The sequence below is a fragment of the Bradyrhizobium murdochi genome (assembly GCF_000472965.1).
GTDB lineage: Bacteria > Pseudomonadota > Alphaproteobacteria > Rhizobiales > Xanthobacteraceae > Bradyrhizobium > Bradyrhizobium murdochi.
Window position 1 is genome coordinate 266,023 of record NZ_AXAU01000001.1, and the last position, 24,673, is coordinate 290,695.

General features: G+C 63.0%; 28 protein-coding genes. 19 read left to right on the plus strand and 9 right to left on the minus strand.

Annotation, left to right across the window (positions count from 1 at the left end):
* Nucleotides 1-2: 2 nt before the first annotated feature.
* Together YUO_RS0101400 and YUO_RS0101405 are read right to left on the minus strand one after the other, a co-directional pair.
* The gene (locus YUO_RS0101400) at nucleotides 3-662 is read right to left on the minus strand and encodes an OB-fold-containig protein (RefSeq protein WP_028345681.1); all 660 of its coding nucleotides are present in this window, start codon (nucleotides 660-662) and stop codon (nucleotides 3-5) included.
* A complete protein-coding gene (locus YUO_RS0101405) occupies nucleotides 659-1,789 on the minus strand; it encodes a PspA/IM30 family protein (protein ID WP_028345682.1) in 1,131 nt (376 codons plus the stop codon). Before YUO_RS0101405 ends, YUO_RS0101400 begins: the two co-directional genes overlap by 4 nt.
* Before the next feature lie 145 nt (nucleotides 1,790-1,934).
* On the opposite strand from YUO_RS0101405, the gene YUO_RS0101410 reads away from it, so the two are divergent.
* Nucleotides 1,935-3,323, plus strand: coding sequence for an Nramp family divalent metal transporter (locus tag YUO_RS0101410; RefSeq protein WP_028345683.1), 1,389 nt, complete (start codon nucleotides 1,935-1,937; stop codon nucleotides 3,321-3,323).
* A gap of 79 nt (nucleotides 3,324-3,402) precedes the next feature.
* Here the strand turns inward: YUO_RS0101410 and YUO_RS0101415 are convergent, their stop codons facing one another.
* From YUO_RS0101415 to hemB, 3 genes are all read right to left on the minus strand, one after another.
* Entirely contained in the window at nucleotides 3,403-4,179 is a 777-nt protein-coding gene (locus YUO_RS0101415; RefSeq protein ID WP_028345684.1) for an arginyltransferase, read from the minus strand.
* A 185-nt stretch (nucleotides 4,180-4,364) separates the two neighbouring features.
* Complete coding sequence (locus YUO_RS0101420) at nucleotides 4,365-4,937, minus strand: RDD family protein (protein WP_028345685.1); 573 nt, start codon at nucleotides 4,935-4,937, stop codon at nucleotides 4,365-4,367.
* 160 nt (nucleotides 4,938-5,097) lie between these two features.
* Nucleotides 5,098-6,159 carry a porphobilinogen synthase gene (hemB, locus tag YUO_RS0101425; protein ID WP_028345686.1) on the minus strand — a complete coding sequence of 354 codons (1,062 nt, stop codon included), beginning with the start codon at nucleotides 6,157-6,159 and terminating at the stop codon, nucleotides 5,098-5,100.
* Nucleotides 6,160-6,370: 211 nt separating this feature from the next.
* Here hemB and YUO_RS0101430 point away from each other — a divergent pair, with 211 nt between their 5' ends.
* The 7 genes from YUO_RS0101430 (at nucleotide 6,371) to YUO_RS0101465 (ending at nucleotide 10,217) form a co-directional block, all read left to right on the plus strand.
* Nucleotides 6,371-6,844, plus strand: a complete 474-nt coding sequence (locus tag YUO_RS0101430; RefSeq protein ID WP_028345687.1) for a DUF6163 family protein — start codon at nucleotides 6,371-6,373, stop codon at nucleotides 6,842-6,844.
* Nucleotides 6,845-7,397: 553 nt separating this feature from the next.
* On the plus strand, nucleotides 7,398-7,913 hold the full coding sequence (gene ldtR, locus YUO_RS0101440) for a transcriptional regulator LdtR (RefSeq protein ID WP_028345688.1): 516 nt from the start codon (nucleotides 7,398-7,400) through the stop codon (nucleotides 7,911-7,913).
* A 266-nt stretch (nucleotides 7,914-8,179) separates the two neighbouring features.
* Complete coding sequence (locus tag YUO_RS0101445; RefSeq protein WP_028345689.1) at nucleotides 8,180-8,404, plus strand: hypothetical protein; 225 nt, start codon at nucleotides 8,180-8,182, stop codon at nucleotides 8,402-8,404.
* Nucleotides 8,405-8,436: 32 nt separating this feature from the next.
* Nucleotides 8,437-8,658, plus strand: coding sequence for a hypothetical protein (locus tag YUO_RS0101450; RefSeq protein WP_028345690.1), 222 nt, complete (start codon nucleotides 8,437-8,439; stop codon nucleotides 8,656-8,658).
* A gap of 118 nt (nucleotides 8,659-8,776) precedes the next feature.
* Nucleotides 8,777-9,133 (plus strand): DUF6152 family protein, encoded by a 357-nt coding sequence (locus YUO_RS0101455; protein ID WP_028345691.1) that lies wholly within the window; start codon nucleotides 8,777-8,779, stop codon nucleotides 9,131-9,133.
* Nucleotides 9,134-9,137: 4 nt separating this feature from the next.
* The gene (locus YUO_RS0101460; RefSeq protein ID WP_051379176.1) at nucleotides 9,138-9,626 is read left to right on the plus strand and encodes a hypothetical protein; all 489 of its coding nucleotides are present in this window, start codon (nucleotides 9,138-9,140) and stop codon (nucleotides 9,624-9,626) included.
* 15 nt (nucleotides 9,627-9,641) lie between these two features.
* Nucleotides 9,642-10,217, plus strand: a complete 576-nt coding sequence (locus YUO_RS0101465) for a histidine phosphatase family protein (RefSeq protein ID WP_028345693.1) — start codon at nucleotides 9,642-9,644, stop codon at nucleotides 10,215-10,217.
* Nucleotides 10,218-10,228: 11 nt separating this feature from the next.
* Here YUO_RS0101465 and YUO_RS0101470 read toward each other — a convergent pair whose 3' ends face one another.
* Complete coding sequence (locus YUO_RS0101470) at nucleotides 10,229-10,477, minus strand: hypothetical protein (protein ID WP_028345694.1); 249 nt, start codon at nucleotides 10,475-10,477, stop codon at nucleotides 10,229-10,231.
* Between the two features lie 726 nt (nucleotides 10,478-11,203).
* Here YUO_RS0101470 and YUO_RS0101475 point away from each other — a divergent pair.
* The 10 genes from YUO_RS0101475 to YUO_RS0101520 all read left to right on the plus strand — a co-directional run bounded on the left by YUO_RS0101475 (nucleotide 11,204) and on the right by YUO_RS0101520 (nucleotide 20,701).
* Nucleotides 11,204-11,839, plus strand: coding sequence for a glutathione S-transferase family protein (locus YUO_RS0101475; RefSeq protein ID WP_028345695.1), 636 nt, complete (start codon nucleotides 11,204-11,206; stop codon nucleotides 11,837-11,839).
* 289 nt (nucleotides 11,840-12,128) lie between these two features.
* Nucleotides 12,129-13,439, plus strand: a complete 1,311-nt coding sequence (gene glyA, locus YUO_RS0101480) for a serine hydroxymethyltransferase (protein WP_028345696.1) — start codon at nucleotides 12,129-12,131, stop codon at nucleotides 13,437-13,439.
* Nucleotides 13,440-13,466: 27 nt separating this feature from the next.
* On the plus strand, nucleotides 13,467-13,949 hold the full coding sequence (nrdR, locus tag YUO_RS0101485; RefSeq protein ID WP_028345697.1) for a transcriptional regulator NrdR: 483 nt from the start codon (nucleotides 13,467-13,469) through the stop codon (nucleotides 13,947-13,949).
* Nucleotides 13,946-15,094: a bifunctional diaminohydroxyphosphoribosylaminopyrimidine deaminase/5-amino-6-(5-phosphoribosylamino)uracil reductase RibD gene (ribD, locus tag YUO_RS0101490; RefSeq protein ID WP_028345698.1), complete on the plus strand. Its 1,149-nt coding sequence runs from the start codon at nucleotides 13,946-13,948 to the stop codon at nucleotides 15,092-15,094. Before nrdR ends, ribD begins: the two co-directional genes overlap by 4 nt.
* The gene (locus YUO_RS0101495) at nucleotides 15,095-15,703 is read left to right on the plus strand and encodes a riboflavin synthase (protein ID WP_028345699.1); all 609 of its coding nucleotides are present in this window, start codon (nucleotides 15,095-15,097) and stop codon (nucleotides 15,701-15,703) included. It abuts the gene before it with no gap.
* A 162-nt stretch (nucleotides 15,704-15,865) separates the two neighbouring features.
* Entirely contained in the window at nucleotides 15,866-16,357 is a 492-nt protein-coding gene (gene ribH, locus YUO_RS0101500) for a 6,7-dimethyl-8-ribityllumazine synthase (protein ID WP_028345700.1), read from the plus strand.
* A 3-nt stretch (nucleotides 16,358-16,360) separates the two neighbouring features.
* Nucleotides 16,361-16,852 (plus strand): transcription antitermination factor NusB, encoded by a 492-nt coding sequence (gene nusB, locus YUO_RS0101505; RefSeq protein ID WP_028345701.1) that lies wholly within the window; start codon nucleotides 16,361-16,363, stop codon nucleotides 16,850-16,852.
* Complete coding sequence (thiL, locus tag YUO_RS0101510; protein ID WP_028345702.1) at nucleotides 16,845-17,837, plus strand: thiamine-phosphate kinase; 993 nt, start codon at nucleotides 16,845-16,847, stop codon at nucleotides 17,835-17,837. The genes nusB and thiL overlap by 8 nt, the downstream gene beginning before the upstream one ends.
* 206 nt (nucleotides 17,838-18,043) lie before the next feature.
* Nucleotides 18,044-18,253, plus strand: coding sequence for a cold-shock protein (locus tag YUO_RS0101515; protein WP_028345703.1), 210 nt, complete (start codon nucleotides 18,044-18,046; stop codon nucleotides 18,251-18,253).
* Nucleotides 18,254-18,580: 327 nt separating this feature from the next.
* Nucleotides 18,581-20,701 carry a sodium-translocating pyrophosphatase gene (locus YUO_RS0101520; protein WP_028345704.1) on the plus strand — a complete coding sequence of 707 codons (2,121 nt, stop codon included), beginning with the start codon at nucleotides 18,581-18,583 and terminating at the stop codon, nucleotides 20,699-20,701.
* Nucleotides 20,702-20,755: 54 nt separating this feature from the next.
* On the opposite strand, the gene YUO_RS0101525 is transcribed toward YUO_RS0101520, so the two are convergent.
* On the minus strand, nucleotides 20,756-22,237 hold the full coding sequence (locus YUO_RS0101525) for a winged helix-turn-helix domain-containing tetratricopeptide repeat protein (RefSeq protein WP_235782602.1): 1,482 nt from the start codon (nucleotides 22,235-22,237) through the stop codon (nucleotides 20,756-20,758).
* 184 nt (nucleotides 22,238-22,421) lie between these two features.
* Here YUO_RS0101525 and YUO_RS0101530 point away from each other — a divergent pair, with 184 nt between their 5' ends.
* Nucleotides 22,422-22,859: a cupin domain-containing protein gene (locus tag YUO_RS0101530; RefSeq protein ID WP_156908510.1), complete on the plus strand. Its 438-nt coding sequence runs from the start codon at nucleotides 22,422-22,424 to the stop codon at nucleotides 22,857-22,859.
* A gap of 104 nt (nucleotides 22,860-22,963) precedes the next feature.
* Here the strand turns inward: YUO_RS0101530 and YUO_RS0101535 are convergent, their stop codons facing one another.
* Nucleotides 22,964-23,968 carry a Bug family tripartite tricarboxylate transporter substrate binding protein gene (locus YUO_RS0101535; RefSeq protein ID WP_035725741.1) on the minus strand — a complete coding sequence of 335 codons (1,005 nt, stop codon included), beginning with the start codon at nucleotides 23,966-23,968 and terminating at the stop codon, nucleotides 22,964-22,966.
* A gap of 212 nt (nucleotides 23,969-24,180) precedes the next feature.
* Entirely contained in the window at nucleotides 24,181-24,657 is a 477-nt protein-coding gene (locus YUO_RS0101540; protein WP_235782603.1) for an outer membrane protein assembly factor BamE, read from the minus strand.
* Nucleotides 24,658-24,673 lie beyond the last annotated feature (16 nt).

Below are 24,673 nucleotides of genomic sequence, written 5' to 3' on the forward strand. Positions count from 1 at the left end.
GTTCAATCCCTGTCTGAACGTTGTTGCGCAATGAGGTCGGCTGGTGCGGAAATGGCGATAAAGCTCTTGGCATCACGGTCGACCAGCAGCACGCTGGCGCCGACCGGGAGCGGCGTGGATTCGGGACTGGCGCGCGCCACCAGAGAATGCCAGTTACCGAAGACATCCTTGAGACGGACGCGGCCGGGCAGTCCCTGGTCGAGCGGCCCGATCGAAACCTCGGCGACATGGCCGATGAAATCGGCCTCGTCCACCGCGTAGGTTTCGTCGCGCGGGATGATCTTGGCGATGCCGCGGCTGGTGACGCGGATGGCCGGAATGCTGCAGGCCGCCGCGGCGAGCGCCGCGATCGAGACGGGGAGCGAGATCCCCACGCCGTGCGCCAACCCCTGCAGGAAGAATCCGGCGATCGAGAACGTGCCGAGCGCGAGAATGATCAGGATCAAAAGCGGTAGACGCCCTGCATTGATCCAGAGGAATAGGCCGCCGAGGCCGTTGGCGTGGTCGGCCTCGACGGTGACTTCCTTGCCGAGCAGTTCGCTGATCGAGAAGCCGACCAGCGTCGCCAGCAGTTCGATGCCGCCGAGCGCCAGCATGATTGCGGCGGCAATTGCGAAGGGACGTACGTCGGGCGCCAGCAGGAGGTCGGACACGCCACTCATTGCTGCGATTTGATCCTTTCAAGCCGCGCCGCGATTTCCTTTTCGCGATGCAACCGGTCGAGTTCATCGAGCTCCTTGTCGCCGGGCACGCTTGCAGCGGGTACGCCGGTGACGCGTGCGATCGCTGCCATCGCCCGATCGGGACTCACGGTTTTGGTCGCGCCAGCCGCGCGTCCGGTTTCGTGCGGCGCGTGTTTTTCGAGACTCGCCTCGAGATCGGCGAGGCGGGTCTCGGCTTCACGCCGCGCGCCAAGCATCGCCTGTAAGGCCTTGGTCTGCTCGTCGATTTCGAGTTCGATGAAATCCATCGCGCGCTCCAGCGCGGTACCCTGCGATTCCAGATCAATTTGCCGTGCTACGCCGGCGCGCGCGAGGTCTTCGCGGCTTTCTGCAACCGCAAGACGAATCTTGTCCGTCAGCGCGGCAATTTCGGCGTCGAGCTCTTCGCGCCGGCGCTTGAGGCGGAACTCCTCGGCGCGCGACTTGCCGAGCGCGTGGCGTGCTTCGTCAGCGCCGGCGTCGATTTCGCGGATCGCCTGCTTGACCATCGCGACCTTGTTGCTGTTCTCGGCATTGTCGATCGTCTCGCTGGCAATGGCGGCAAGAAGTCTGCCCATACGTGCAAGGATACCCTCGTGAACCATGGTCTTCTCCTCCGGCTGTGGTGATTTCGATTTGACGGCGATGTGGATTTCGTACGCACGACCGTCCGAAACCAGGTGAGCCGGGAAAGGGCTATCCCAGCCGGCAAGATAGCCGGGGATTTCAAACGGCACCAAGACACGTCCGTGGACAGTGCTAATGGTCAGTGAAGTTGGTCCCTTGATCGCAAACAACTTGTCGTCGAGCGGGATTTTGCGCGTTGGGGAGCCGGCGACGTAACTGGCGCGGTCGCGCAGGCCGAGTGTCACGAGACGCGCGGGCAGTCCGGTCTCGGTGCGGATCCGCTCATAGGCCTGGGCGTGGAGGGTGACGAGGTTGGCACCAACCGGGGCAACCTCCGCCAGTATCGCCATCATCCGGTCATAGGCGCCAAAGGTCGCTTCGATGGCGGCGATGCCGGCCTCGTCAGGGGCGAGGGCGTATCGCAGCGTGGCCGTCGGGGTTTCAACCGGAACCTTTATCATGCGACCAACATAAAGTACTTCCTCAGTGCTTTACAAGGCGCTCTGCGGTATCATTTTCGTGATTACCAAATGCAAATTGTACATGATTGCCAGATGCAGTTGCAAATGAGTTGCAATAAGAACGAAGATCGGCCATCTTGCTGAAATGGATGCGCGCACGCCCGAGTTGGGCCCGGAAGCCAAGGGTTTACTGATGGCCGATACGACCGCCTCCGGTTGGCGCGCTGACGCCGCCGCCGACGCCCGGCTGAGCCTGCCCGAGGTCAATTCCACGATCCTGGTGCCCTTTGGGGGGCATTGGTCGCGCCGGCTGCTGGCCTTCCTCGGCCCCGGCTATCTGGTTTCGGTCGGTTACATGGACCCCGGCAATTGGGCCACCGACCTCGCGGGCGGTTCGAAGTTCGGCTACACGCTGCTCGCGGTCATCCTGATGTCGAACCTGATGGCGATCCTGTTGCAGGCGCTCGCCGCGCGGCTTGGCATCGTCACCGATCGCGATCTGGCGCAGGCCTGCCGCGCCAGCTTCTCGCGGTCCGTGAACTTCCTGCTCTGGGTGGTCTGCGAAGCGGCAATCATCGCCTGCGATCTTGCCGAGGTGATCGGCACCGCGATCGCGCTCAACCTGTTGTTCGGCATTCCCCTGATCTGGGGCGCGCTGATAACTGCGCTCGATGCCTTCCTGCTGCTGCTCCTGATGAACAGGGGTTTTCGCTTCCTCGAAGCCTTCGTCATCTCGCTGCTAATTGTGATCGCGGTCTGCTTTTCGATTCAGATCGTGGCTGCGGCGCCGCCGGTAGCTGCCGTTCTGAAGGGGTTTGTGCCGTCGCCCGAGATCGTCACCAATCCGGAGATGCTCTACATCGCAATCGGCATCATCGGCGCCACCGTGATGCCGCATAATCTTTATCTGCATTCCTCGATCGTGCAGACCCGTGCCTATGAGCGCAACGACAAGGGCCGCCGCGAGGCGATCAGATGGGCGACGACGGATTCGACCATCGCCTTGATGCTGGCGCTGTTCATCAACGCCGCGATCCTGATCGTCGCCGCCTCCACCTTCTATTCGAGCGGACGCACCGAGGTCGCCGAGATCGGTCAGGCATATGAACTGCTGTCGCCGCTACTCGGGCTCGGCATTGCCTCGACGCTGTTCGCGGTGGCGCTGCTCGCCTCCGGCCTGAACTCGACCGTCACCGCGACGCTGGCCGGCCAGATCGTGATGGAAGGCTTTTTGAACCTGCGGCTGCCGAGCTGGGCGCGGCGGCTATTGACCCGCGGCGTCGCCATCGTTCCGGTCGTGATCGTCACCGCACTCTATGGCGAGCGCGGCACCGGCCAATTGTTAGTGTTCAGCCAAGTCGTGCTGTCCATGCAATTGCCGTTCGCGGTGATCCCGCTGGTGAAGTTTGTTTCCGACCGCCGCAAGATGGGCAAGTTCGTCATCCCGCGCGCAGTAGCTGCCGTGGCGTGGATCGTCGCCGGAATCATCGTGGCGCTGAACGTGAAGCTGTTGTTCGAGGCGTTTTTCGGGTGAAGAGGCGAATAGCGAGTGGCGAATAGCGAGTAGGGAAGGCAATAACCCATTCGCTATTCGCTACTCGCCATTCGCCCTTTCAATCCTGCGGCTCGGACAGCATTTCGCCGGTCGCATCTACCCGCAGCCAGCCTGACGGAGCCAGCCGCTGCTGCGGCAGGAAGCGGCCCTTGTAATCCATCTTCTTGGAGCCCTCGATCCAATAGCCGAGATAGACGTAAGGCAGCCCGAGCCGCCGCGCGCGGGTGATGTGATCGAGGATCATGAAGGTGCCGAGCGAGCGGCTGTGCTGCGACGGCTCGAAAAACGAGTACACCATCGATAGCCCGTCGCTGAGCACATCCGTCAGCGCCACCGCGACCAGCTCCTCGCCGCGGCCGGTGATACCGGTGTCGACGCCGCGCTTGCGGTATTCGATGATGCGGGTCTCGACATGGCTGTCTTCCACCATCATCGCGTAGTCGAGCACGGTCATGTCGGCCATGCCGCCATGGCGGTGGCGCCTGTCGAGGTAGGCGCGGAACACGGAGTATTGCTCCGACGTCGGCACCGCGCTGCGCTGCTCGCCGACGATGTCGGCGTTGCGCGCCAAAACCTTCTTGAAGTTGCGCGAGGGGCGGAATTCGTTGGCGATGACGCGCACGGAGACGCAGGCCCGGCACTGGTCGCAGGCCGGGCGGTAAGCGATCGACTGGCTGCGGCGGAAGCCACCATGGGTCAGGAGGTCGTTGAGGTCGCCGGCCTTGTCGCCGACCAGATGCGTGAACACCTTGCGCTCGTGCCGGCCCGGCAGATAGGGGCAGGGCGAGGGCGCCGTCAGGTAGAATTGCGGGGTATCACGCGAGTGCTGGGTCACGTCGGGTCGTCACGCCTCCGAAACAAATCAACCATAGCGCTTTCCAACGCAGTAGACACCGGTTCGCGTTAAGAAAACGCATCGGAACGAAAAAAGCGCCGGCCCGGCCCCGATTTCATCTTGGGGGCCCGACCGACTCTAGCATCGCGCCCCGAAGGCGGACGGTCAAATAGTTTGCTGCTCGCTCAATAGCTGCTGCGCGGCAAAGGAACTACCTGGGTACGAACCGAGCTGTTGATGACCACGGTTCCCAGGATGATGTCGTGCAGCAGCCGGCGGCGGCTGTTGAACAGGCCGACCAGCAGCACCAGCGGCGTCAGGAATGAGATCGAGACCCAGTACAGCACGGCATGGCAGGCACCGAGTACGAAATAGCCCGGCTCGCCGTACCAGGTGCGCAGCTCCAGATCCATCGCGCGCATGCCGAGCGTCGCCGAATGCGGGCCGCCGATCGAGGTACCGTAATAGACGATCGCCCACACGATGGTGGCGGGCCACGCCAGCCAGAACAGCAACCAGCCGAGCCCGAGCGTGATGATGCCGAACAGGCCGATGAAGATGTAGCCGAGGATGACGGGCACCGACAGCACGACGAGGTCGATCAGGAACGCAAATACCCGCCGCGTGAGCACGCCGCGAAACAGTTCCGGCTGCGAATAGGGATCGAACGCATGCGGCGGCACTCCACCGTCGTTCCGCCAGCCGCCGCCAGCACTTTGAGGGCCGCCGCCAGTATTGCCAGAGCCGCTATAAGACATGGTCCGTCCTCCAGGCCGATATTTCCTGACGACACATGGGAACCGGCCGCGCCCGCGCCAAGGGCCTGTGACCATTAACAGCGAGCAATATTGAGCGGCGAATGGCGAATAGTGAGTGGCGAGTAGCGACCAGGAACACCCATTCGCTACTCGCTATTCGCTACTCGCCCTTTCTCAACCTCTCTGCGGCCTTCGGCGCAAAATACGTCAAGATCCCGTCCGCGCCGGCGCGCTTGAAGCCGAGCAGGCTTTCCATCATCGCGCGGTCGCCGTCGATCCAGCCATTGGCCGCCGCTCCGGCGATCATCGCGTATTCCCCGGATACCTGGTAGACGAAGGTCGGCATCGCAAACGTGTCTTTCACGCGCCGCACGACGTCGAGATAGGGCATTCCGGGCTTCACCATCACCATGTCGGCGCCTTCGGCGATGTCGAGTTCGACCTCGCGCAGCGCTTCGTCGGAATTGGCGCTGTCCATCTGGTAGGTGCGCTTGTCGCCGGTCAGCGTTTTGGCGGAGCCGATGGCGTCGCGGAACGGGCCGTAGAAGGCGCTAGCGTATTTCGCCGCATAGGCCATGATCTGCACGTCGAGAAAATCTGCCTCGTCCAGCGCCTGGCGGATCGCGCCGACGCGGCCGTCCATCATGTCGGATGGCGCGATGACGTCGCAGCCGGCTTCTGCCTGCACCAGCGCCTGTTTCACCAGTACCGCCACCGTCTCGTCGTTGAGAATTTTGCCGTCCTCGATCAGCCCGTCATGGCCGTGGCTGGTGAAGGGATCGAGCGCGACGTCGCACAGCACGCCGATCTCGGGGAATTCCTTCTTGATCGCGCGCACCGACTGGCAGACCAGATTGTTCGGGTTCAGCGCCTCGGAGCCGTGCTCGTCGCGGAGCGACGGCTCGGTATAGGGAAACAGTGCGATGCAGGGGATGCTCAGTTTTGCCGCGCGCTCGGCGTCGCGCACCGCCTGATCGACGGTGAGGCGGTCGACGCCGGGCATCGAGGCTACCGGCGTGCGCGTGTTGTGGCCGTCGACCACGAACATCGGCCAGATCAAATCATCCGTGGTCAGCACGTTTTCGCGCACCAGCCGCCGCGCCCATTCCGCCTTGCGGTTGCGGCGGGGGCGGATGGTCAGGTCGAGCGGGGTGGAGGCAAGCGCCGTCTGCCGCCGCGGCGCGTCGCGCATTTCGATCGGACGCCCGAACTTGATCGCCATGTCAACGGTACTCCTTGAGGCGGCGGGAAGGTTTTGATTTGTTCCAATTCTAGCACCTTGCCGCTGCCGCGTCACCGAGCCTTGATCCATCTCATCAGCAATTGATTTTAGCGTCCCGCCGGGCCAAGACATCAGGCCATGAGCCGATTCCAGAACGCATTGCGCCCCACTTGCGAGGCCAGCCCCCCGATCAGCTTCCGGGTCGGCTTCCATGTCTGACCTTTCGGCGCGCGATCAGGGGCGGGACCATGCCAGGGACAATGCGATGTCCATGGCGGCGATGTCGTCGGAGCGGATCGAGCCCGACGACAATGTGTGGACGCGTCGGCTGGTGCTGTTCCTGCGCATCATGGCGGTCGTGTCTATCATGAAGGGCCTGTACCACTGGGCGCAGGTCACGGGTTTCATCGGCGGCGAGGAAGAGGCGTTCGAAAACCAGTCGATGGCCTGGCAGACCGCGACCGTCTATTTCGCCGTCATCGAACTTGTCGGCGCCGTTGGCCTGTGGCTCGCGACGCCTTGGGGCGCGGTGGTGTGGCTCACCACGGTGGTGTCGACGGCGGTGATCGAGCTGATGTTTCCAGGCATCTACGGCGGCAGCCTGACGGTGGTGGCGCTGGAGGCTGTGATGCTCGGCGCCTATCTCGCCCTCGCCTGGATGGCTGCGCGCGAGCGCCCGCCGTAGGATCCTGCGGCGCGTCCGGTGGCCTCATGGCTCGAGACGCGCGGCCTTGCCGCGCTCCTCACCATGAGGACGAGCTAGACCTCGTCCTGAAGCTAGACCTCATCCTGAGGAGCGGCCAATTGGCCGCGTCTCGAAGGATGAAGCCACCGTTGCTTCAACGCGTCAGTTTTCCGCCATAATCCATCCGCGTGCAGAATCCGCGACGCGATCCCGTACAATTTTCGAAAAGCTTTTCCGTAACGATTTGATCACCGTTAAAGGCCGTAAAGGGTTCCACCACACATCTTACGCGAGCGTTTCGATTTCAGACGTACCTGTTTCCGAATGCGACAAGGCTTGCAGACGAAGCGTGAACAGGGTGCTTCCAGCGTCAATGAAATGTTGCAAAAAGCCTTGATCCATGGGGCTTAATCCACAATTCACTCTGTTAAATTCATGATCTCTTTATTGTCTTATTTAAGCGGATCTTCAATCCGCCCCCTTAAGTTGAAGCTATCAGGCGGGACAGAAGTTTCGTCGAAATAAGTCGAAAAACGACGACAGGGGAAGTGTCATGATCAAAGCCGTTGCAACGGCGGTGGAAACCGCTGAACGCTCTGCCGGTCAAACTCCGGTGCAGCCGCTCTATCTGGAAGCGTTGACTTTGGTGGAACGGCTGCATCGCCGGCTGCTCGACGTCATCAAGGACGAATTCGATCGCCGCGGCCGTGCCGACATCAATTCGGTGCAGGCGCTGCTGCTCTATAACATCGGCGACAAGGAGTTGACCGCGGGCGAACTGCGCACGCGCGGTTACTACCTCGGCTCCAACGTCTCCTATAACCTCAAGAAGCTCGTCGAGCTCGGCTTCCTCGATCATCAGCGCTCGCGCGTCGATCGTCGCTCGGTCCGCATTCGCCTCACCGCGCAGGGCCAGGAAATCCGCAAGATCGTCGATGCGCTCTACCAGAAGCACGTCAAGACGGTGGAGCAGGTCGGCGGCATCTCGAATGAGGAGTTCGCGACGCTGAACAAGTCGCTGCACCGCCTCGAGCGGTTCTGGACCGACCAGATCCTGTATCGCCTCTGAGAATTCGTAAGCCGGCCGCCTAGAAGACCGGTAGCCAACAAGCTGACAAACTGGCAAGGCAGTGAGCCCTGCTCAACGCGCATCGGCGCCGGTCTTCCGGCTCCGGTGCGCTTTGCTTTTGAGGGAAAATCCTCCGCATTTCCGGGCAGCTATCACTGTTTCCTAAAGAGAAATTGCGATTTCTCGCATTGGAACCACCTTCTTCTCGTGATGGAACCATCTTCGCACCTGCGAATTATCGGCTCGGCCACCAAACAGGTGAGGGCATGCTGGTCGAGCGCGGAATTCAGGTCATGAATTTTGAGGTGGTGGGCGATGCCTACGCGATCGCCTCAAACTACCTTCGCAAGAGCGGCGCCATTGCCGATACCCTCGCCACCGACGATCGATTGCTCGCAATCATCGTGAAGCTGTTCCGGCGCGGCGAATTTAACAGGCTCAGGCTCGCCAATAAGGCGATCGCCACGTTCGAAGCACGCGCATTGGCCTGACGATCACCCGCTCACGCAACTCAGGAGAATCCATGGAAGCCGCGATCGAACGGATCATGCAGACCTATGACCTGCTTCTAAACTGCAGCGCCGCTGCCAGCGAGGAGGCGCGCGCCAAGGTCACTGCCTATCTCACCACGCTGGTCGAGGCGGGCGAGACGGATCCGCACCGGCTGACGGTGTGCGGGCTCACCTATTTACGCCAGCTCGATGGCAGCAACGATCCGGTGAAGGCGGGGTATACGGGATTGTAACGTAAAGACGCCTTGCTTCCGCGGCTTGACGCGAGCGCAGACCTGGTGCCTCCGAAGCAAGTCTTGCTGCCCCGCGCGCGCCGCCATAGATTGTGTCTCTGATCGACGGAGGCTCGCCATGACCTCACTCAACCGTCGTTTGTTTCTGTCGTTGGCTGCTGGTCTTGTGCCGGCTTCCGCCATCGCCCATCACGGCTGGGGCGGCTACGACACGTCGAAATCGTTCACCGTCACCGGCAAGATCCTGAAATCCAGCTTCGAGAATCCGCATTGCCAGATCGAGATGGAGGTCGATGGCAAGCACTGGCACTTCATCCTGGCGCCCCCGTCGCGCATGCAGGCGCGTGGCGCGACGCGTGAGCTGATCGCTCCCGGCAGGACCTGCACCGTGTTCGGCTATCCGCACACCAGCAAGCCGGACGAGGCGCGGATCGAATATATCGTGCTCGACGGCAAGCGTATCGAGTTGCGGTAGGGCAGTGGAACACCAGCCGGCCGCATCGATATTCCTGGCCCTGCAGGAAAGCGCGCTCGGTCATGCGATGCGCTCTTCGCCGGCGCTTTATCCCGCGGTCGAGATTCTGCACATTATCGGCTTCGTGATCCTGGTCGGGTCGATCCTGGCGCTCGACTTGAGGCTGCTGGGACTCGGGCGCACGCTTGCCATTCAACCGATGGCGCAATTGCTGCTGCCCTTGTCGCGTGCGGGCTTTCTGCTCGCGATCAGCATGGGCTTTTTGCTGTTCAGCGCCGATGCTTCGCATATCGTGAAAAATCCCGCGTTCCAGATCAAGCTGCTTCTGATCGGTGCGGCGCTGATCAACATCGTGATCGCGCATGCCGTTCCATGGCGTTATGTTGAACACTGGGGTGACAAGGCGTCCGGCGCAGCCAAGGTGACTGCACTGCTATCGATCCTGCTGTGGCTCGGCGTTATCTGCGCGGGACGCCTGATTGCGTATTTTTAGCAAGGCCGCTTTGCCATGTCCTGCATTCGCTTTGCCGTCTTCGCGCTCCTCACCGGTTTGTTCGGTTCGGCGCAGATCGCCACCGCCGACGAAGCCGCCAATGCCTGGAAGGCGTTGCGCGCCGGCGGGCATGTCGCGCTGATGCGGCATACCGATGCGCCGGGAGGCTTCGGCGATCCGCCCGGGTTTCGCGTTGAAGACTGTGCCACCCAGCGCAACCTGAGCGCCAGGGGGAGGGCGGACGCCGAGAAAATCGGTGCGCGGCTCAAGCGGGAAGGGATTGCGTTTGAATCGATCTTGAGCTCGCCGTGGTGCCGATGCATCGACACCGCCAAATTGCTGGACCTTGGGCCGGTCGAGACCGTTGCGACATTCGGTAATGTCGTGGTGCTGCGCGATCAACGAGAGACACTAACGGCGGGAGGGCGTGCGCGCATCGCCAAATGGACGTCGCGCGGAAACCTCCTCATTGTGACGCACGGCGCGAACATTTCGGCGCTCACCGGCGTCTCGCCGGCCAGCGGCGAAATCGTCGTGGTCAAAGGCGGAAGCGATCGCACTGAGCCTGCCGGCCGCCTGGTTCTCGATTGAGCCAATTCGAATTACCGTGCGTCCGCGCGCGCGTCCTTCGTGCGATAGCGGTTCCAGTTGGCGATCACGCCTTCGTATCGCACCGGTTTCGTTGCCGTTGCAGTGCGTGCGTTTTCGGTCTCTGTTTCGTTGGCGGCATTCGGGAAAATCACGAAAAATCCCAGAAGACCGACGATCATCGTGCCGTAGATCAGGAAGCCTGCTATCAGCCAGCGTCGCGAATTGGCCTGACGCTCTTTCGCTGGGAGCAAGCTTTCCATGTCCGGAAATCCATCTGTCAGCCCCGGACGGTTATAAGCTCAGTCGAAACGGCGGCATGTGATCTGGTTCACGCCGCGGCCGGCAAAGCTCTCGCGCTGCCCGACAGGCAAATCAGCTAGATGTTGTGTCCAGCCGATCCCGCAAAATTATCCGCTTTCGTCGTAGACCAAATCAGTCACATATACTGGGCGTCTCACCCAATTGAGGGGCGGGTCGCGATCGTCACGAACGTGCGGTGAGATGCGATGGACGCTGATGGCGCGCTAGACGTACGCGCCGGAAGCGTACGGCGAAGTCGTGTGGTTCGGGCGTCGCGGTGCTGGCGCTAAGCTGCGTGAAACTATTTGCGCAGCGACGGAGGCAAAAGAGCCGTTCTCCGGGAAGAGCACGAAGTAAGCCGTAAAGCCATTGCGCAGGGAAGGCCGGGATGCTCCCGCTGTACCTGTATGCTCGTGTGCGCTTTTGCTATGCGCAATTGCACACGAGACCGCGGGTGCAGCAAGCACCCGGTCTTCCCTGCGCCCTCTGATTGGAGAGGGCGGGAAGTTGATGGCAAAGCTCGGGCGCAATGCGTCGCGAGATCGCGAAGGCGTATCTGCGTAGGATGGGTAGAGCGAAGCGAAACCCATCATCACGTGCACCGGCATTGATGGGTATTGCTTCGCTCCACCCATCCTACGGGACCTCAAGAACCGCCACACTCTAACAAGACCAGAGGAAGCCCCATGCTCACCGTCCATCATCTCAACGACTCCCGCTCGCAGCGAATTTTGTGGCTGCTGGAGGAGCTCGGCACGCCCTATGAGCTGAAGCGTTATCAGCGCAACGCCGAGACGCGGCTGGCGCCGCCGGAGTTGAAAGAGGTTCATCCGCTCGGCAAATCGCCCGTCATCACTGACGGCGACATGACCATCGCCGAATCCGGCGCCATCGTCGATTACATCATCCGCCGTTACGGCCAGGGAAAAGACAAGCCCGCGATGATGCCGGCGCCCGGCAGCGCGGACTACGAGGCCTACAACGAGTGGCTGCACTATTCCGAAGGCTCGGCGATGTTGCCGTTGATGCTGAACCTCTATGTCGGCCGGCTGAAGGAGGCAGGTGCGCCGCTGCATCCGCGCATCGACAGCGAACTGGCGAACCACCTCGGCTATGTCGACCGCGCGCTGAACGGGCGGGAGTTCTTCGTCGGAACGTCGCTGACCGGCGCCGACATCCAGATGAGCTTTGTCGGCGAGCTGGCAAAAGTATTCGACAAGCTCGGGCCATATCGGAACTTGGCGGCCTGGCTGGAACGCATGCACGCCCGCCCGGCGTTCCAGCGCTCGGTCGCCAAGGGCGGGCCATACCGGTTTGCGTGAGGGGAGGCAGTCATTCCGGGGCGCGAAGCGAACCCGGAATCTCGAGATTCCGGGTCTGGTCCTTCGGACCATCCCGGAATGACGGTGAACTGGAACGCCCGGCTCAAGGCCGGGGCGACGACGAATAGGGCTTCATTCCCACCATATCTTGCATAAATACCAGCCCTGTACCGCAAATGCTTGGCCAATTCCGGCCGATGTGGTATCTCGCAGGCGCTTCTTTCGACCGCCACACCAGACCCGCCCGCTTCGCCCCTAAGGGCCTGCGGCGGTGGAGATATTTCGCCCAATGACCTCCTCGCCCACCAGCGCCAAGACCGGCTCCGCGCCCGACTCGTTCTTCACGGCCACGCTCGCCGAGGCCGACCCGGAAATCGCTGCCGCGATCAAGGGCGAACTCGGCCGTCAGCGGCACGAGATCGAGCTGATCGCCTCGGAAAACATCGTCAGCCGGGCCGTGCTGGAAGCGCAGGGCTCGGTGATGACCAACAAATACGCGGAAGGCTATCCGGGCGCGCGTTACTATGGCGGCTGCGAATGGGTCGACGTTGCCGAGACCTTGGCGATCGAGCGCGCCAAAAAGCTGTTCGGCGCGCAATTTGCAAACGTGCAGGCGAACTCAGGCAGCCAGATGAACCAGGCGGCGTTTCTGGCGCTGCTGCAGCCCGGCGATACCTTTATGGGCCTCGATCTTGCGGCCGGTGGCCATCTGACCCACGGCTCGCCGGTCAATATGTCCGGCAAGTGGTTCAAGGCCGCGCACTACACGGTGCGGCGTGAGGACCAGATCATCGACATGGACGAGGTGGCGAAGCAGGCCGAGCAGGTAAAGCCGAAGCTGATCATCGCCGGCGGATCGGCCTATTCGCGCGCCTGGGACTTCAAGCGCTTCCGCGAGATCGCCGATAGCGTCGGCGCCTATCTCCTGGTCGACATGGCGCATTTCGCAGGCCTCGTTGCCGGCGGCGTCCATGCCTCGCCAGTGCCGCACGCCCACGTCACCACCACGACGACGCACAAATCGCTGCGCGGCCCGCGCGGCGGCCTGATCCTCTGCAACGACGAGGCGCTCGCCAAGAAGCTGAATTCGGCGATCTTCCCGGGCCTGCAGGGCGGCCCGCTGATGCATGTCATCGCCGCCAAGGCGGTGGCGTTCGCCGAGGCGCTACGTCCGGACTTCAAGGTCTATGCGAAGAACGTCGTCGAGAACGCCAAGGCGCTTGCCGAAACGCTGCGCGGCCACGGCCTCGACATCGTCTCCGGCGGCACCGACAACCATCTGATGCTGGTCGACCTTCGGCCGAAGGGGCTGAAGGGCAACGTCTCCGAGAAGGCGCTGGTGCGCGCCGCCATCACCTGCAACAAGAACGGCATTCCGTTCGACCCCGAAAAGCCGTTCGTCACCTCGGGCCTGCGTCTCGGCACGCCGGCGGCGACGACGCGCGGCTTCGGCGTCGCCGAGTTCAAGCAGGTCGGCGGCATGATCGCCGAGGTGCTCAACGCGCTGGCGCAGTCGGAGGACGGCAAGGCGCCGCTGGTCGAAGCCGCGATCAAGGAACGCGTGAAGGCGCTCACCGACCGCTTCCCGATCTATCAGTAAGGTCTAGCAAGTCGAAGGTCCCGTTGGATGCGTTGTCCTAGCTGCAACAGTCTCGATACGCAGGTGAAGGATTCGCGTCCGACCGAAGACTCGGCCGTGATCCGGCGGCGGCGGGTATGCATCGCCTGCAACTTCCGCTTCACCACCTTCGAGCGGGTGCAGTTGCGCGAACTGACGGTCATCAAGCGCAACGGGCGCCGGGTGCCGTTCGACCGCGACAAGCTGGTCCGCTCGCTGCAGATCTCCTTGCGCAAGCGCCCGGTCGACCCTGAGCGGGTCGAGAAGATGGTTTCGGCGATCGTGCGCGAACTCGAGAGCGGCGGCGAGGCGGAAGTCTCCTCGGAGGCGATCGGCGAGATCGTGATGGAGCATCTGCGCCAGCTCGACGACGTTGCCTATGTGCGCTTCGCCTCCGTCTACCGCAATTTCCGCGAGGCCAAGGATTTTGAGACCGTGCTCGGCGAGCTCTCAGGCGAGGACGAAGCGCGGATCGCCACGTTGCGCAAATGATCTTCCGCATCCTGGAAGACCAGTACGGACAGAAGATCAGGGAGTCCAAAGCGGCGGACCAGCGCTTCATGCAGCTTGCGCTGTCGCTCGGCCGGCGCGGACTGGGGCGCACTTGGTCCAACCCGGCCGTCGGGGCGGTCGTCGTGAAGGATGGCGTCATCGTCGGGCGCGGCTGGACGCAACCGGGCGGGCGACCGCATGCCGAGCCGGAGGCGCTCAAACGTGCCGGCGAGGCGGCGCGTGGCGCGACGCTGTATGTGACGCTGGAGCCCTGTTCGCATTTCGGCAAATCGCCGCCTTGCGTCGATGCTGTGATCGCCTCCGGCATTGCGCGCGTGGTGTCGGCGATCGAGGATCCCAATCCGGAGGTGGCCGGGCAGGGGCATGCAAAACTCCGCGCGGCCGGGATATCCGTCGATGTCGGGCTCGGTGCTCAGGAAGCCGCGCGCGATCACGCCGGCCATTTCCGCCGCGTCCGCGACAAGCGCCCGCATGTGATCCTGAAACTCGCCGTCTCCGCCGACGACAAGATCGCTGCCGCCGGCCACAAGCCCGTTGCGATTACGGGCGAGGCCGCGAGAACGCAGGTGCATCTGTTGCGCGCGCAATGCGACGCGATCCTGGTCGGCATCGGCACCGTGCTGGCGGACGATCCGCTCCTGACTTGCCGCCTGCCAGGGATGGAAGCGCGGTCGCCGGTGCGCGTGGTGCTGGATCGCGCGCTGCGGCTGCCCGGCACCAGCAAGCTCGTTCAGTCCGCGCGGCAGACGCCGCTCTGGGTCATGACGTCGGACTTCGCCGAAGCTCCTGCGGCCATGAAACTCGGTGCGGCGGGCGCGCAGGTAATGCGCGTTGCAGCTACCGCGCAGCCGGGGCTGGATTTATCTGCGGTGCTGCACGCGCTGTCCGACAAGGGCATCACCAGGCTGATGGTCGAGGGTGGATCGCGGGTAGCGTCGTCCTTCGTCGCGAGCGGCTTGGTCGATGAAATCTGGCTGTTGCGCGGTCCTGATAAGGTGGGTGCTGACGGCATCCCCGCGCTGGACGCATTACCGCTGTCGACTCTCACCGGGTCGCCCGTGTTCAAGCCACGTGCTAGCGAAAGCCTGGGCAACGACACTCTCACGATTTACGAGCGCGCTTGAATGTTTACCGGAATTGTCACCGACATCGGCGAAATCGTCGCACTGACGCCAACGGCGCAGGGGCAGTTGCACCGGATGCGGATCGCCTGCCGCTACGACCAGACGACCATCGCCGACGGGGCCTCGATTGCCTGCAATGGCGTCTGCCTGACGGTAGTCGCTTCCAGCGTCGAAGGCGGCAAGACCTGGTTCGACGTCGATGCCGCCGCGGAAACGCTCGGCATGACCACGGCCAAGCATTGGGCCAAGGGAACAAAGCTCAACCTCGAACGCGCGCTGAAGATCGGCGATGAACTCGGCGGCCATATCGTCGCCGGCCATGCCGACGGCGTGGCCACCATCGTCAGGCGCGACGATCTGCCCGATATGGCGCGGTTCGAACTGCGCACCACGCGAGAGCTGGCGCGTTTCATCGCCGCCAAAGGTTCGGTGACGCTGGATGGCGTATCGCTGACCGTGAATACGGTCGAGGATGTCACATTTTCGGTGCTGATTATCCCGCACACGCTCAGCGTCACCACGCTTGGCGGCTGGGCAGCAGGCAGCGAGGTCAATATCGAGGTCGACCTGATGGCCCGCTATGCGGCGCGGCTGTCGGAAATGAAGTGACAGGGTAACATACGGCGCTTAAAACGCCGGCCCAACCCCTCATGGTGAGGAGGCGCACTTGCGCCGTCTCGAACCATGAGGCCCGGAAGTAAACCCATCCTTCGAGACGCGGCCATGAGGCCGCTCCTCAGGATGAGGACCGAGCAAGACGGAAGATAGTTGATGGCAGACGCACGGCGCGCACCGCTGAAAGACCAGACCGACATCACAGGCGCGCGCGCGCTGATCGTCGAGGCGCGGTTCTATGACGACATTCAGGACGCGCTGCTGGAAGGCGCCGTCGCCGAGCTGAAGGCCGCCGGCGTGACGCACGACGTCATCACCGTGCCGGGCGCGCTGGAGATTCCGGCCGCGATCGCGATCGCGCTCGATGCCGCCGACCGGAACGGCAAGCCGTATGATGCGGCGATTGCGCTCGGCTGCGTGGTGCGCGGCGACACCATCCATTTCGAGATCGTCTCGATCGAATCCTCGCGCGCCCTGATGGACCTTGCGGTCGCGCGAAAGCTGCCGCTCGGCAACGGCATCATTACCGTAAATACCGAGGCTCAAGCCTGGGCGAGGGCGCGCGCCAGCGAGTTGAACAAGGGCGGCGACGCCGCGCGCGCGGCGCTGGCGATGCTGCGGATCAAACGCCGGCTGGCAAAGGCTTAGGCGATGGCAGAGAAGAAGCCCGCCAAAACTCCCGACAAGAAAGCCAACCGCCGCGGCGCGGCGCGGCTCGCGGCCGTGCAGGCGCTGTACCAGATGGACATCGCAGGCGCCGGGATCAACGACATCTTCGCCGAGTTTGAAAGCCACTGGCTCGGCAACGAGGTCGAGGGCGAGAAATACCTGCCGGCGGAAGCTGCATTCTTCCGCGACGTGGTGTCAGGCGTGGTCCGCGACCAGGCGAGGCTCGATCCTCTGATCGACGACGCGCTGCAGAAGGGCTGGTCCTTGAAGCGGATCGACGCGATTTTGCGCGCGGTGCTGCGCGCCGGCTCCTACGAGCTCGAGCATCGCAAGGACGTGCCGGGCCGCGTGGTCGTCTCAGAATATGTCGACGTCGCCCATGCCTTCGTCGAAAAGGACGAGACCGGCATGGTCAACGCCGTGCTCGACCAGATCGCGCGCCAGTTCCGCGCCGACGAGTTCACGCGTGGCTAGCGGCAAACCAGTGTCCGGCGAGGAGGCGCTGATCGCGCGCTATTTCCGGCCGCTTGCAACCGACCCCGGCGCCTTCCGTCTCGACGACGACGCTGCGGTGCTGAAGCCATCGGGCGATGACATCGTGGTGACGACGGATGCAATTGTCGAGGGCGTGCATTTCCTGCCCGATGATCCGCCCGATGCGGTCGCGCGCAAGGCGCTGCGGGTGAACCTCAGCGATCTCGCCGCGAAGGGCGCGACGCCGGCCAGCTTTGTGCTGACGCTGGCGCTCCGCAGCGTGGATGAGGGCTGGCTACAACCGTTCGCGGCGGCGCTGGGCGAGGACATCCGGCAGTTCGCATGTCCGCTGCTCGGCGGCGATACGGTGTCGACGCCGGGACCGCCGATGGTGTCGGTCACCGCATTCGGCCGCGTGCCGTCGGGAAAAATGGTCCATCGCAGCGGCGCCAAGCCCGGCGAGCGCGTGATGGTGACGGGCACGATCGGAGACGCCGGGCTGGGGCTGGCTATCCTCCGCGGAGGGAAGGTGCATGCCGCCGCCGATACGGCCGCGCGGGAGATGCTGGTCGGGCGCTATCGCGTCCCGCAGCCGCGCGTGGCAATGGCCGAGATCGTTCGCGAATACGCCAGTGCTTCGATGGACGTCTCGGATGGATTGGCGGGCGATCTGACAAAGCTCTGCAGCGTGTCAGGCGTATCCGCCGTGATCGATCTGGCGCAGGTGCCGTTGTCCGGCGCAGCGCGGGGGTTGGTGTCGCGCGGCATTGTCGGACTGGAAACATTGATCGCCAGTGGCGACGATTACGAAATCCTCTGCACGATTCCGGAAGAGCGTGTTGAAGCCTTCGAAGCTGCCGCGGAGCGCGCAGGGGTTGCGCTTAGTTCCATTGGAACGATCGTCGCAGGGAGTGCAGTTCCGAAGTTCGTCGACAAGGAGGGCAAGGAAATCGCCTTGGAACGGCTGTCCTACAGCCATTTCTGAAGGCATCGCATAATGCCGTCGGCTTTATTTCCTGCCGGCCATTGCAATTTCGCTGAAAACCTATAGGTTGTAGCGCATTCGATTACCGCCGTGCCTTTTTGAACGCGCCCCACGGGGCTTCTTTCCAGAGACATCGTCGAGATTGGATTTGAATCCGTGCGATCGCCGCGCGGAATGAAAAGCCTATGTGCTTTGGAGAAGAGAAAATGGCTACAGGAACAGTGAAGTGGTTCAACGGTCAAAAGGGTTTCGGTTTCATTGAGCCGAGCGATGGCAGCAAGGATGTGTTCGTGCACATCTCCGCCGTCGAGCGCGCCGGCCTTGGCGGGCTGGCCGAAGGTCAGAAGGTTCAGTTCGAACTCAAGACCGACAAGATGCGGGGCAAGGTAAGCGCGGAAAACCTGTCGCTGGTCTAAGGCCTCGAAACGGTCGTTTCACGGATGTACTGGAATGGCTCGTGAGCCCGCTCGATCCCTCCCGGGGTTGAGCGGGCTCTTCTATTTGGGCCGGGCCGAATACCCGATGCCCCCCGGGCGCCAGTTGGCTGGACGTATTCCGGGTGACACCTTTCAAAAATCGACGGTTTTCGCCCTTCGTGACATTGCGCCGGAGGGGCGATTTTGGCATGGTCCCGCCCGATTTGAGGCCGCCCTTCTGGGCAGGGAAGGCCTCCTTTTTGTGCGTCCGCCGCGACCGCGGTGACGGCGCGGGGGTGGAACGAACAAAAAACTGAGGCAAATTCGATGACAGCATTGTGGGTGATTGTGCTCTGCGGAGCGCTTTCGATTGTCTACGCCATCTGGGCCACGTCTTCCGTTCTGAAATCGGACGCCGGCAATCCGCGCATGCAGGAAATCGCGGCGGCTGTCGCTGAAGGCGCGCAGGCCTATCTGCGCCGCCAATACATGACGATCGCCATGGTCGGCGTCGTGATCTTCGCGCTGCTGGCCTACTTCCTCGGCATGCTGGTTGCGATCGGCTTCCTGATCGGCGCGGTGCTGTCGGGTGCTGCCGGCTTCATCGGCATGAACGTCTCGGTTCGCGCCAACGTACGCACCGCCCAGGCGGCGACCACTTCGCTGGCCGGCGGCCTCGAACTGGCCTTCAAGGCGGGTGCGATCACCGGTCTTCTGGTGGCCGGTCTCGCGTTGCTCGGCGTCACCATCTACTTCGCCTATCTCACCCAGATCATGGGGCTGAAGGCCAACGATCGCGTCGTCGTCGACGCGCTGGTAGCGCTCGGCTTCGGCGCCTCGCTGATCTCGATCTTCGCCCGTCTCGGCGGCGGCATCTTCACCAAGGGCGCCGACGTCGGCGGCGACCTTGTCGGCAAGGTGGAAGCCGGTATTCCCGAAGACGATCCGCGCAACCCGGCGACCATCGCCGACAACGTCGGCGACAACGTCGGTGACTGCGCCGGCATGGCGGCCGACCTGTTCGAGACCTATGCGGTGACCGCCGTCGCCACCATGGTGCTCGCCGCGATCTTCTTCGCGACCTCGCCGCTGCTGGTGAACATGATGACCCTGCCGCTCGCCATCGGCGGCATCTGCATCATCACCTCGATCATCGGAACCTTTTTCGTCAAGCTCGGGGCCAGCCAGTCGATCATGGGGGCGCTGTACAAGGGCCTGATCGCAACCGGCGTCCTGTCGCTGCTCGGCGTTGCCGCCGTGATCCACTGGCTGATCGGTTTCGGTCCGCTGGAGGGCGTGAAATACACCGGCATGGCGCTGTTCCAATGCGGCGTCGTTGGTCTCGCCGTCACCGGCCTGATCATCTGGATCACCGAATACTACACCGGTACCGATTATCGCCCGGTGAAGTCGATCGCTTCGTCCTCGGTCACGGGCCATGGCACCAACGTGATCCAGGGTCTGGCGATCTCGATGGAATCCACCGCGATGCCCGCGATGGTCATCATCGCCGGCATTCTCATCACCTACAGCCTTGCCGGCCTGTTCGGCATCGCGATTGCCACCGCGACGATGCTGGCGCTGGCCGGCATGATCGTGGCCCTCGACGCCTTCGGTCCGGTTACGGACAACGCCGGCGGCATTGCCGAAATGGCCGGCCTGCCGAAGGAAGTTCGCAAGTCGACCGACGCGCTGGATGCGGTCGGCAACACCACCAAGGCGGTCACCAAGGGCTACGCGATCGGCTCCGCCGGTCTCGGCGCGCTGGTGCTGTTTGCGGCCTACAATGAAGACCTCAAGTTCTTCATCGCCAATACCGCGAAGTTTCCGTACTTCCAGGGCGTGCTGCCCGACTTCTCGCTCAACAATCCCTACGTGGTGGTCGGCCTCTTGTTCGGCGGCCTGCTGCCGTACCTGTTTGGCGCGCTCGGCATGACGGCGGTCGGCCGTGCGGCGGGCGCGATCGTCGAGGAAGTGCGGCGCCAGTTCCGCGAAAAGCCCGGCATCATGCAGGGCACCGACAAGCCGGACTACGGCAAGGCGGTCGACCTGCTGACCAAGGCGGCGATCAAGGAAATGATCATTCCGTCGCTGCTGCCGGTGCTGTCGCCGATCTTCGTCTATTTCGCGATCTACGCGATCGCGGGTGGCGGCGCGGCCGGTAAGTCGGCGGCGTTCTCCGCCGTCGGCGCTATGCTGCTCGGCGTGATCGTGACCGGCCTGTTCGTGGCGATCTCGATGACCTCAGGCGGCGGCGCCTGGGACAACGCCAAGAAGTACATCGAGGATGGCCATTTCGGCGGCAAGGGATCGGACGCCCACAAGGCCGCAGTGACCGGTGACACCGTCGGCGATCCCTACAAGGATACGGCGGGTCCCGCGGTCAACCCGATGATCAAGATCACCAACATCGTGGCGCTGCTGCTGCTGGCGATCCTGGCGCACTGATCCGGGGCGAGGCTGATCAAAACGAAAACCCCGCGGTGCAAGCCGCGGGGTTTTTCATGCGCGAGCCCGGTCGAGCATCTGCGATATCTGCTCGTCCCATTCTGGATGCAGTTGCTTTAGCGGCGCGAGGAAATGACTCTCGGGCCCTGTCAAATCGTTCATGCGGCTTGCGCAGCGGCGTGCATCGTCGACCTTGCCGAGCGCGACATGGCAGCATGCGAGCGTTTCCAGTGTAGGACGAAACGTCGGGCGAATGGCGAGCACCGTGTTGGCGGTCGCAAGGGCACGCTCAGCTTCTCCGGCGAGAAGCTGTGCATAGGCGAGCAGATTGTACCAAGTGAGATTTTGCGGATCGTTCGGATTTAACGCCAGACCATGCTCAAGCGGTTCGATTGCCTCTCGCGCCAGGCCCGCGAACAGACGGGCCAGGCCGAGAACCAGATGTCCCAATGCGAAGCTTGAGCTCAATGCGATCGCTTTCTCGGCTGCCGACACAGCCACCAGCGGCGCATTGCTGTATGCATTGGCAATAGCGAAGGCGTAGTGCGCATACGGATCTCTCGGATCGAGTGCTATCGCGTGCGCCGCGGCATCCACGCCTTCCTTGCTGTCCGCGCCGGGCGCGTCGCTCCAGCCGTACGCGATTATCCCGGCGCTGACGCGCCCGAGCCAGATGTGTGATTCCGGCAAGTCCGGGTCGATTGTACAAGCGTGGCGAAAGAGGGCCCGCGCCGCCAGGTGGCCGTCCCGGGTGACCTTGTGGAAATGCCACATTCCCCGACGCACCAGGTCCCACGCGGTCATGTTGCCGGTATGCCGCATGGCCGCAACGTAGGATTCGCTTTTGAGAAGCTCGGGCTCGATCGCACCCGCGACCCGCTCGGCGATCTCGTCCTGGATCGCAAAGACATCGGCCATCTCAAGGTCGTAGCGCTCTGCCCATACATTGCTACCATCGCTCGCGTCGATGAATTGCGCCGTAATGCGCAGCCGCAGCGCGGACTGGCGAACGCTTCCCTGCAGCACGTAACGCGCGCCAAGCTCGCGAGCAGCTTGCAGTGCGTCCATCTGTTTGCCCTTGAAGATAAAGGCAGAACCGCGCCCGATGACTCGGAACCAGCGAAACCGGGATAGCGCCGTGATGATATCTTCGGTCAGCCCATCGGCGAGATATTCCTTGTCGGCTTCGCCAATGATGCCGAAAGGCAGAACCGCGATAGAGGGGCGCGACTGGGCGTTGCTCTCAGCGCGCTGCGGCGTGGCGCTCTGCGCCCGAGAAGCGACCGGTCCAGCAAACCGGTAGCCGACACGCGGAACGGTAGTGATCCATTCAGCGCCGTCATGGGCGGTGCCGAGCAGCTTGCGCAGCGCCGCGATCTGGACTGATAGGTTGCTTTCCTCCACGGCGACGCCAGGCCAGGCAACGTCCATCAGGCTCGCTTTGCCGAGGATTTTGCCGGGCGACTGCAGGAAAGCCTGCAGCAGGAGGAGGCCCTTTTGGCCGACCGCGACCGGTCGGCCGTCCCGCGACAGCATTCCGCGATCCATATCAAGCATGAATGGGCCAAACGTGAAGGGCGCACTGGGCATGCGGCGAGCTTACCGGGCTTTGGAAGAATTTGGAATTTTTCGGACCGATCTTTGAGACTCCGGCCGTCCAGACGAGTGATCTTGCGCATGTTGGGTAAAAACCCGAACCGGAGAGATGAAAATGAGCAACATGATCGTACGGGAACGGCACGGCGTGGACTCGGGAGCTGGCGGGAAGGGGTTCGTCGTGAAGGGAAGTGCCAGCTACCGCGCCGAGCAGGGTTCTGACTATCAGCCGGGGATCAGTGCGGAGACTGTCGGCTCGAAGATGATTTGGCTCGGTATTATCACCCTGCCAGCCGGCCGACGCACCAAAGCCCATGTCCACGAGCATCATGAGACGGCGCTCTACATGATGAGCGGAGACGAGCTGGAGATCTGGACCGGCGACCAGCTACAGCACTGTGAAAAGGTGCACCCCGGTGACTACATCTATATTCCGGCGGGCGTCCTGCACGTTGCGGTTAATCGCGCCGCCACGCCGTCGGTCTTCGTCGGATCGCGTAGTGAGGCGACTGCGCAGGAGAGCGTGGTGATGCGGCCGGAGATGGACGAGCGGGTCCCGTGAGTGGCCACTGGCGATCCTGACGCAGTGAGCGGCGACAAGCTGATCGAAAAAGAACCCCGCGGTGAAAGCCGCGGGGCTTTGATTTTGGATGAGACGTCTGGCGCTCAGCCTGCATCCATCTGCAGGCCTTCGCGCTTGATGATCTCGCCGAACTTCGCCGTCTCGGCCTGCACGAAATCGGAGAACTGTTGTGGCGTTCCCCAGTCGGCGGTCGCGCCCATCTTCCCGATCGTCTTCTTGACGTCATCCCGCGCCAGCATCGCCTTGATCTCCTTGTTGAGCGCTTCAACGGCGGGAGCGGGCGTGGCCTTCGGCAGGAAGATGCCAAACCAGGAGGAGACGTCGAACTTCGAAAGCTCCGGCGCGCTTTCGCGCATCGTTGGAACGTTCGGGGCGAGTGTGCTGCGCTCGGGCGTGGTGACGGCGAGCGCGGTGAGTTTGCCTTCCTGGGTCTGCGGCAGCGTCGGGTAGAGATTGTCGAACAGGATCTGGATATCGCCGGCCAGCGCCGCCTGCAGCGCGGGGCCTGCGCCGCGGAACGGCACGTGCACCATCTTCAATCCGGTGAGCTGCAGGAACCAGGCGCCCGTGAGGTGAGGGCTCTGGCCTACGCCTGAGGAGGCATAGGTGAGCTTGTCCGGATTGGCCTTGATGTAGGCGATCAATTCGCCGATCGACTTGATGCCGGTCGACGGATGCGCCGACACGATATTCGGAATCCGGATCATGTTGCTGACCGGCTGCAACTGGTCGGCCTTGTAGGTCATGTTGCGGAAGATGCTGTAGGCAATCGCATTCGGACCGGGATTACCGACCAGGATGACATGGCCGTCCGCCTTGCCCCGCACGACTTCGCCGGTGCCGATGGTGCCGCCGCCGCCCGAGCGGTTTTCCACGACCGCGGACTGGCCCCAGGCGGTCTGCAGATGTGCGGCCAACAGCCGTCCCATCACGTCGGTGCTGCCGCCGGCTGCCGCTGGCACGATGAGACGCACGGTCTCGGTCGGGCGCCAGTCGGAGCCGTAACTCGCGCGCGGCAAGATCGCCGCAGCGGAAATGCCCGCGGCTCCGGTCAACACACGGCGGCGAGAAAAAGTTCTAATCGTCACAAGTTAACTCCCTGCTGAATCATTATTGATTGGCAGCGAGCCTAGGCAACGCGCGCATGCAGGGCAAGCGGGCGACTTGGCACAGGTTTTCCGCCTCGCGGAACAGGCGAAATCGCTATGACGTTTTCGAGCGAAGTGCATGCGGTTCGCTTAGCGACAACGCAAAGACAAAGTGCGGAGCTTGGTTCTGATTCAATCAGAACCGATTGGCGCTAGTTAAAGCTGAGTAGCTTGAACAGCGGCGTCAGGTAGCTGAGCTCCTGGCCGGACGTCGGCGTGGTGCGGCTGATGAAGTCGAAGATCTTGCCGTCCTGCAATCCGTAATTGGCGAGCCGCGTCACCTGGCGATTCTTGTCGAAATAGATCGCGATCACGCGCTGGTCGACCACCTGCTGATTCATGAACGCGACTTTGCGCTCGGAGCGCTGCGAGATGTAGTAAAACACCTCGCCGTTCAAGGTCGCGACCGTGGATGGCGTTCCCATCACGATCAGCACCTGGTCCTGGCTGGCGCCGATCGGAATCTGCTCCAACGCGTTGGGCGGCAGGATGTAGCCCTTCTGGAACTGCTCGCCGGTGCATCCGGCGAGAGCGGCGCAGACCAGTGCGACGGCTGCGGCGGCGCGAAAGCCGCGCCGGCGCGCGGTCAGGCGGCGCGGCGTGGACACGCGGGCGCTCAGGTGGCTCATTTCGGTCATCTCAGGA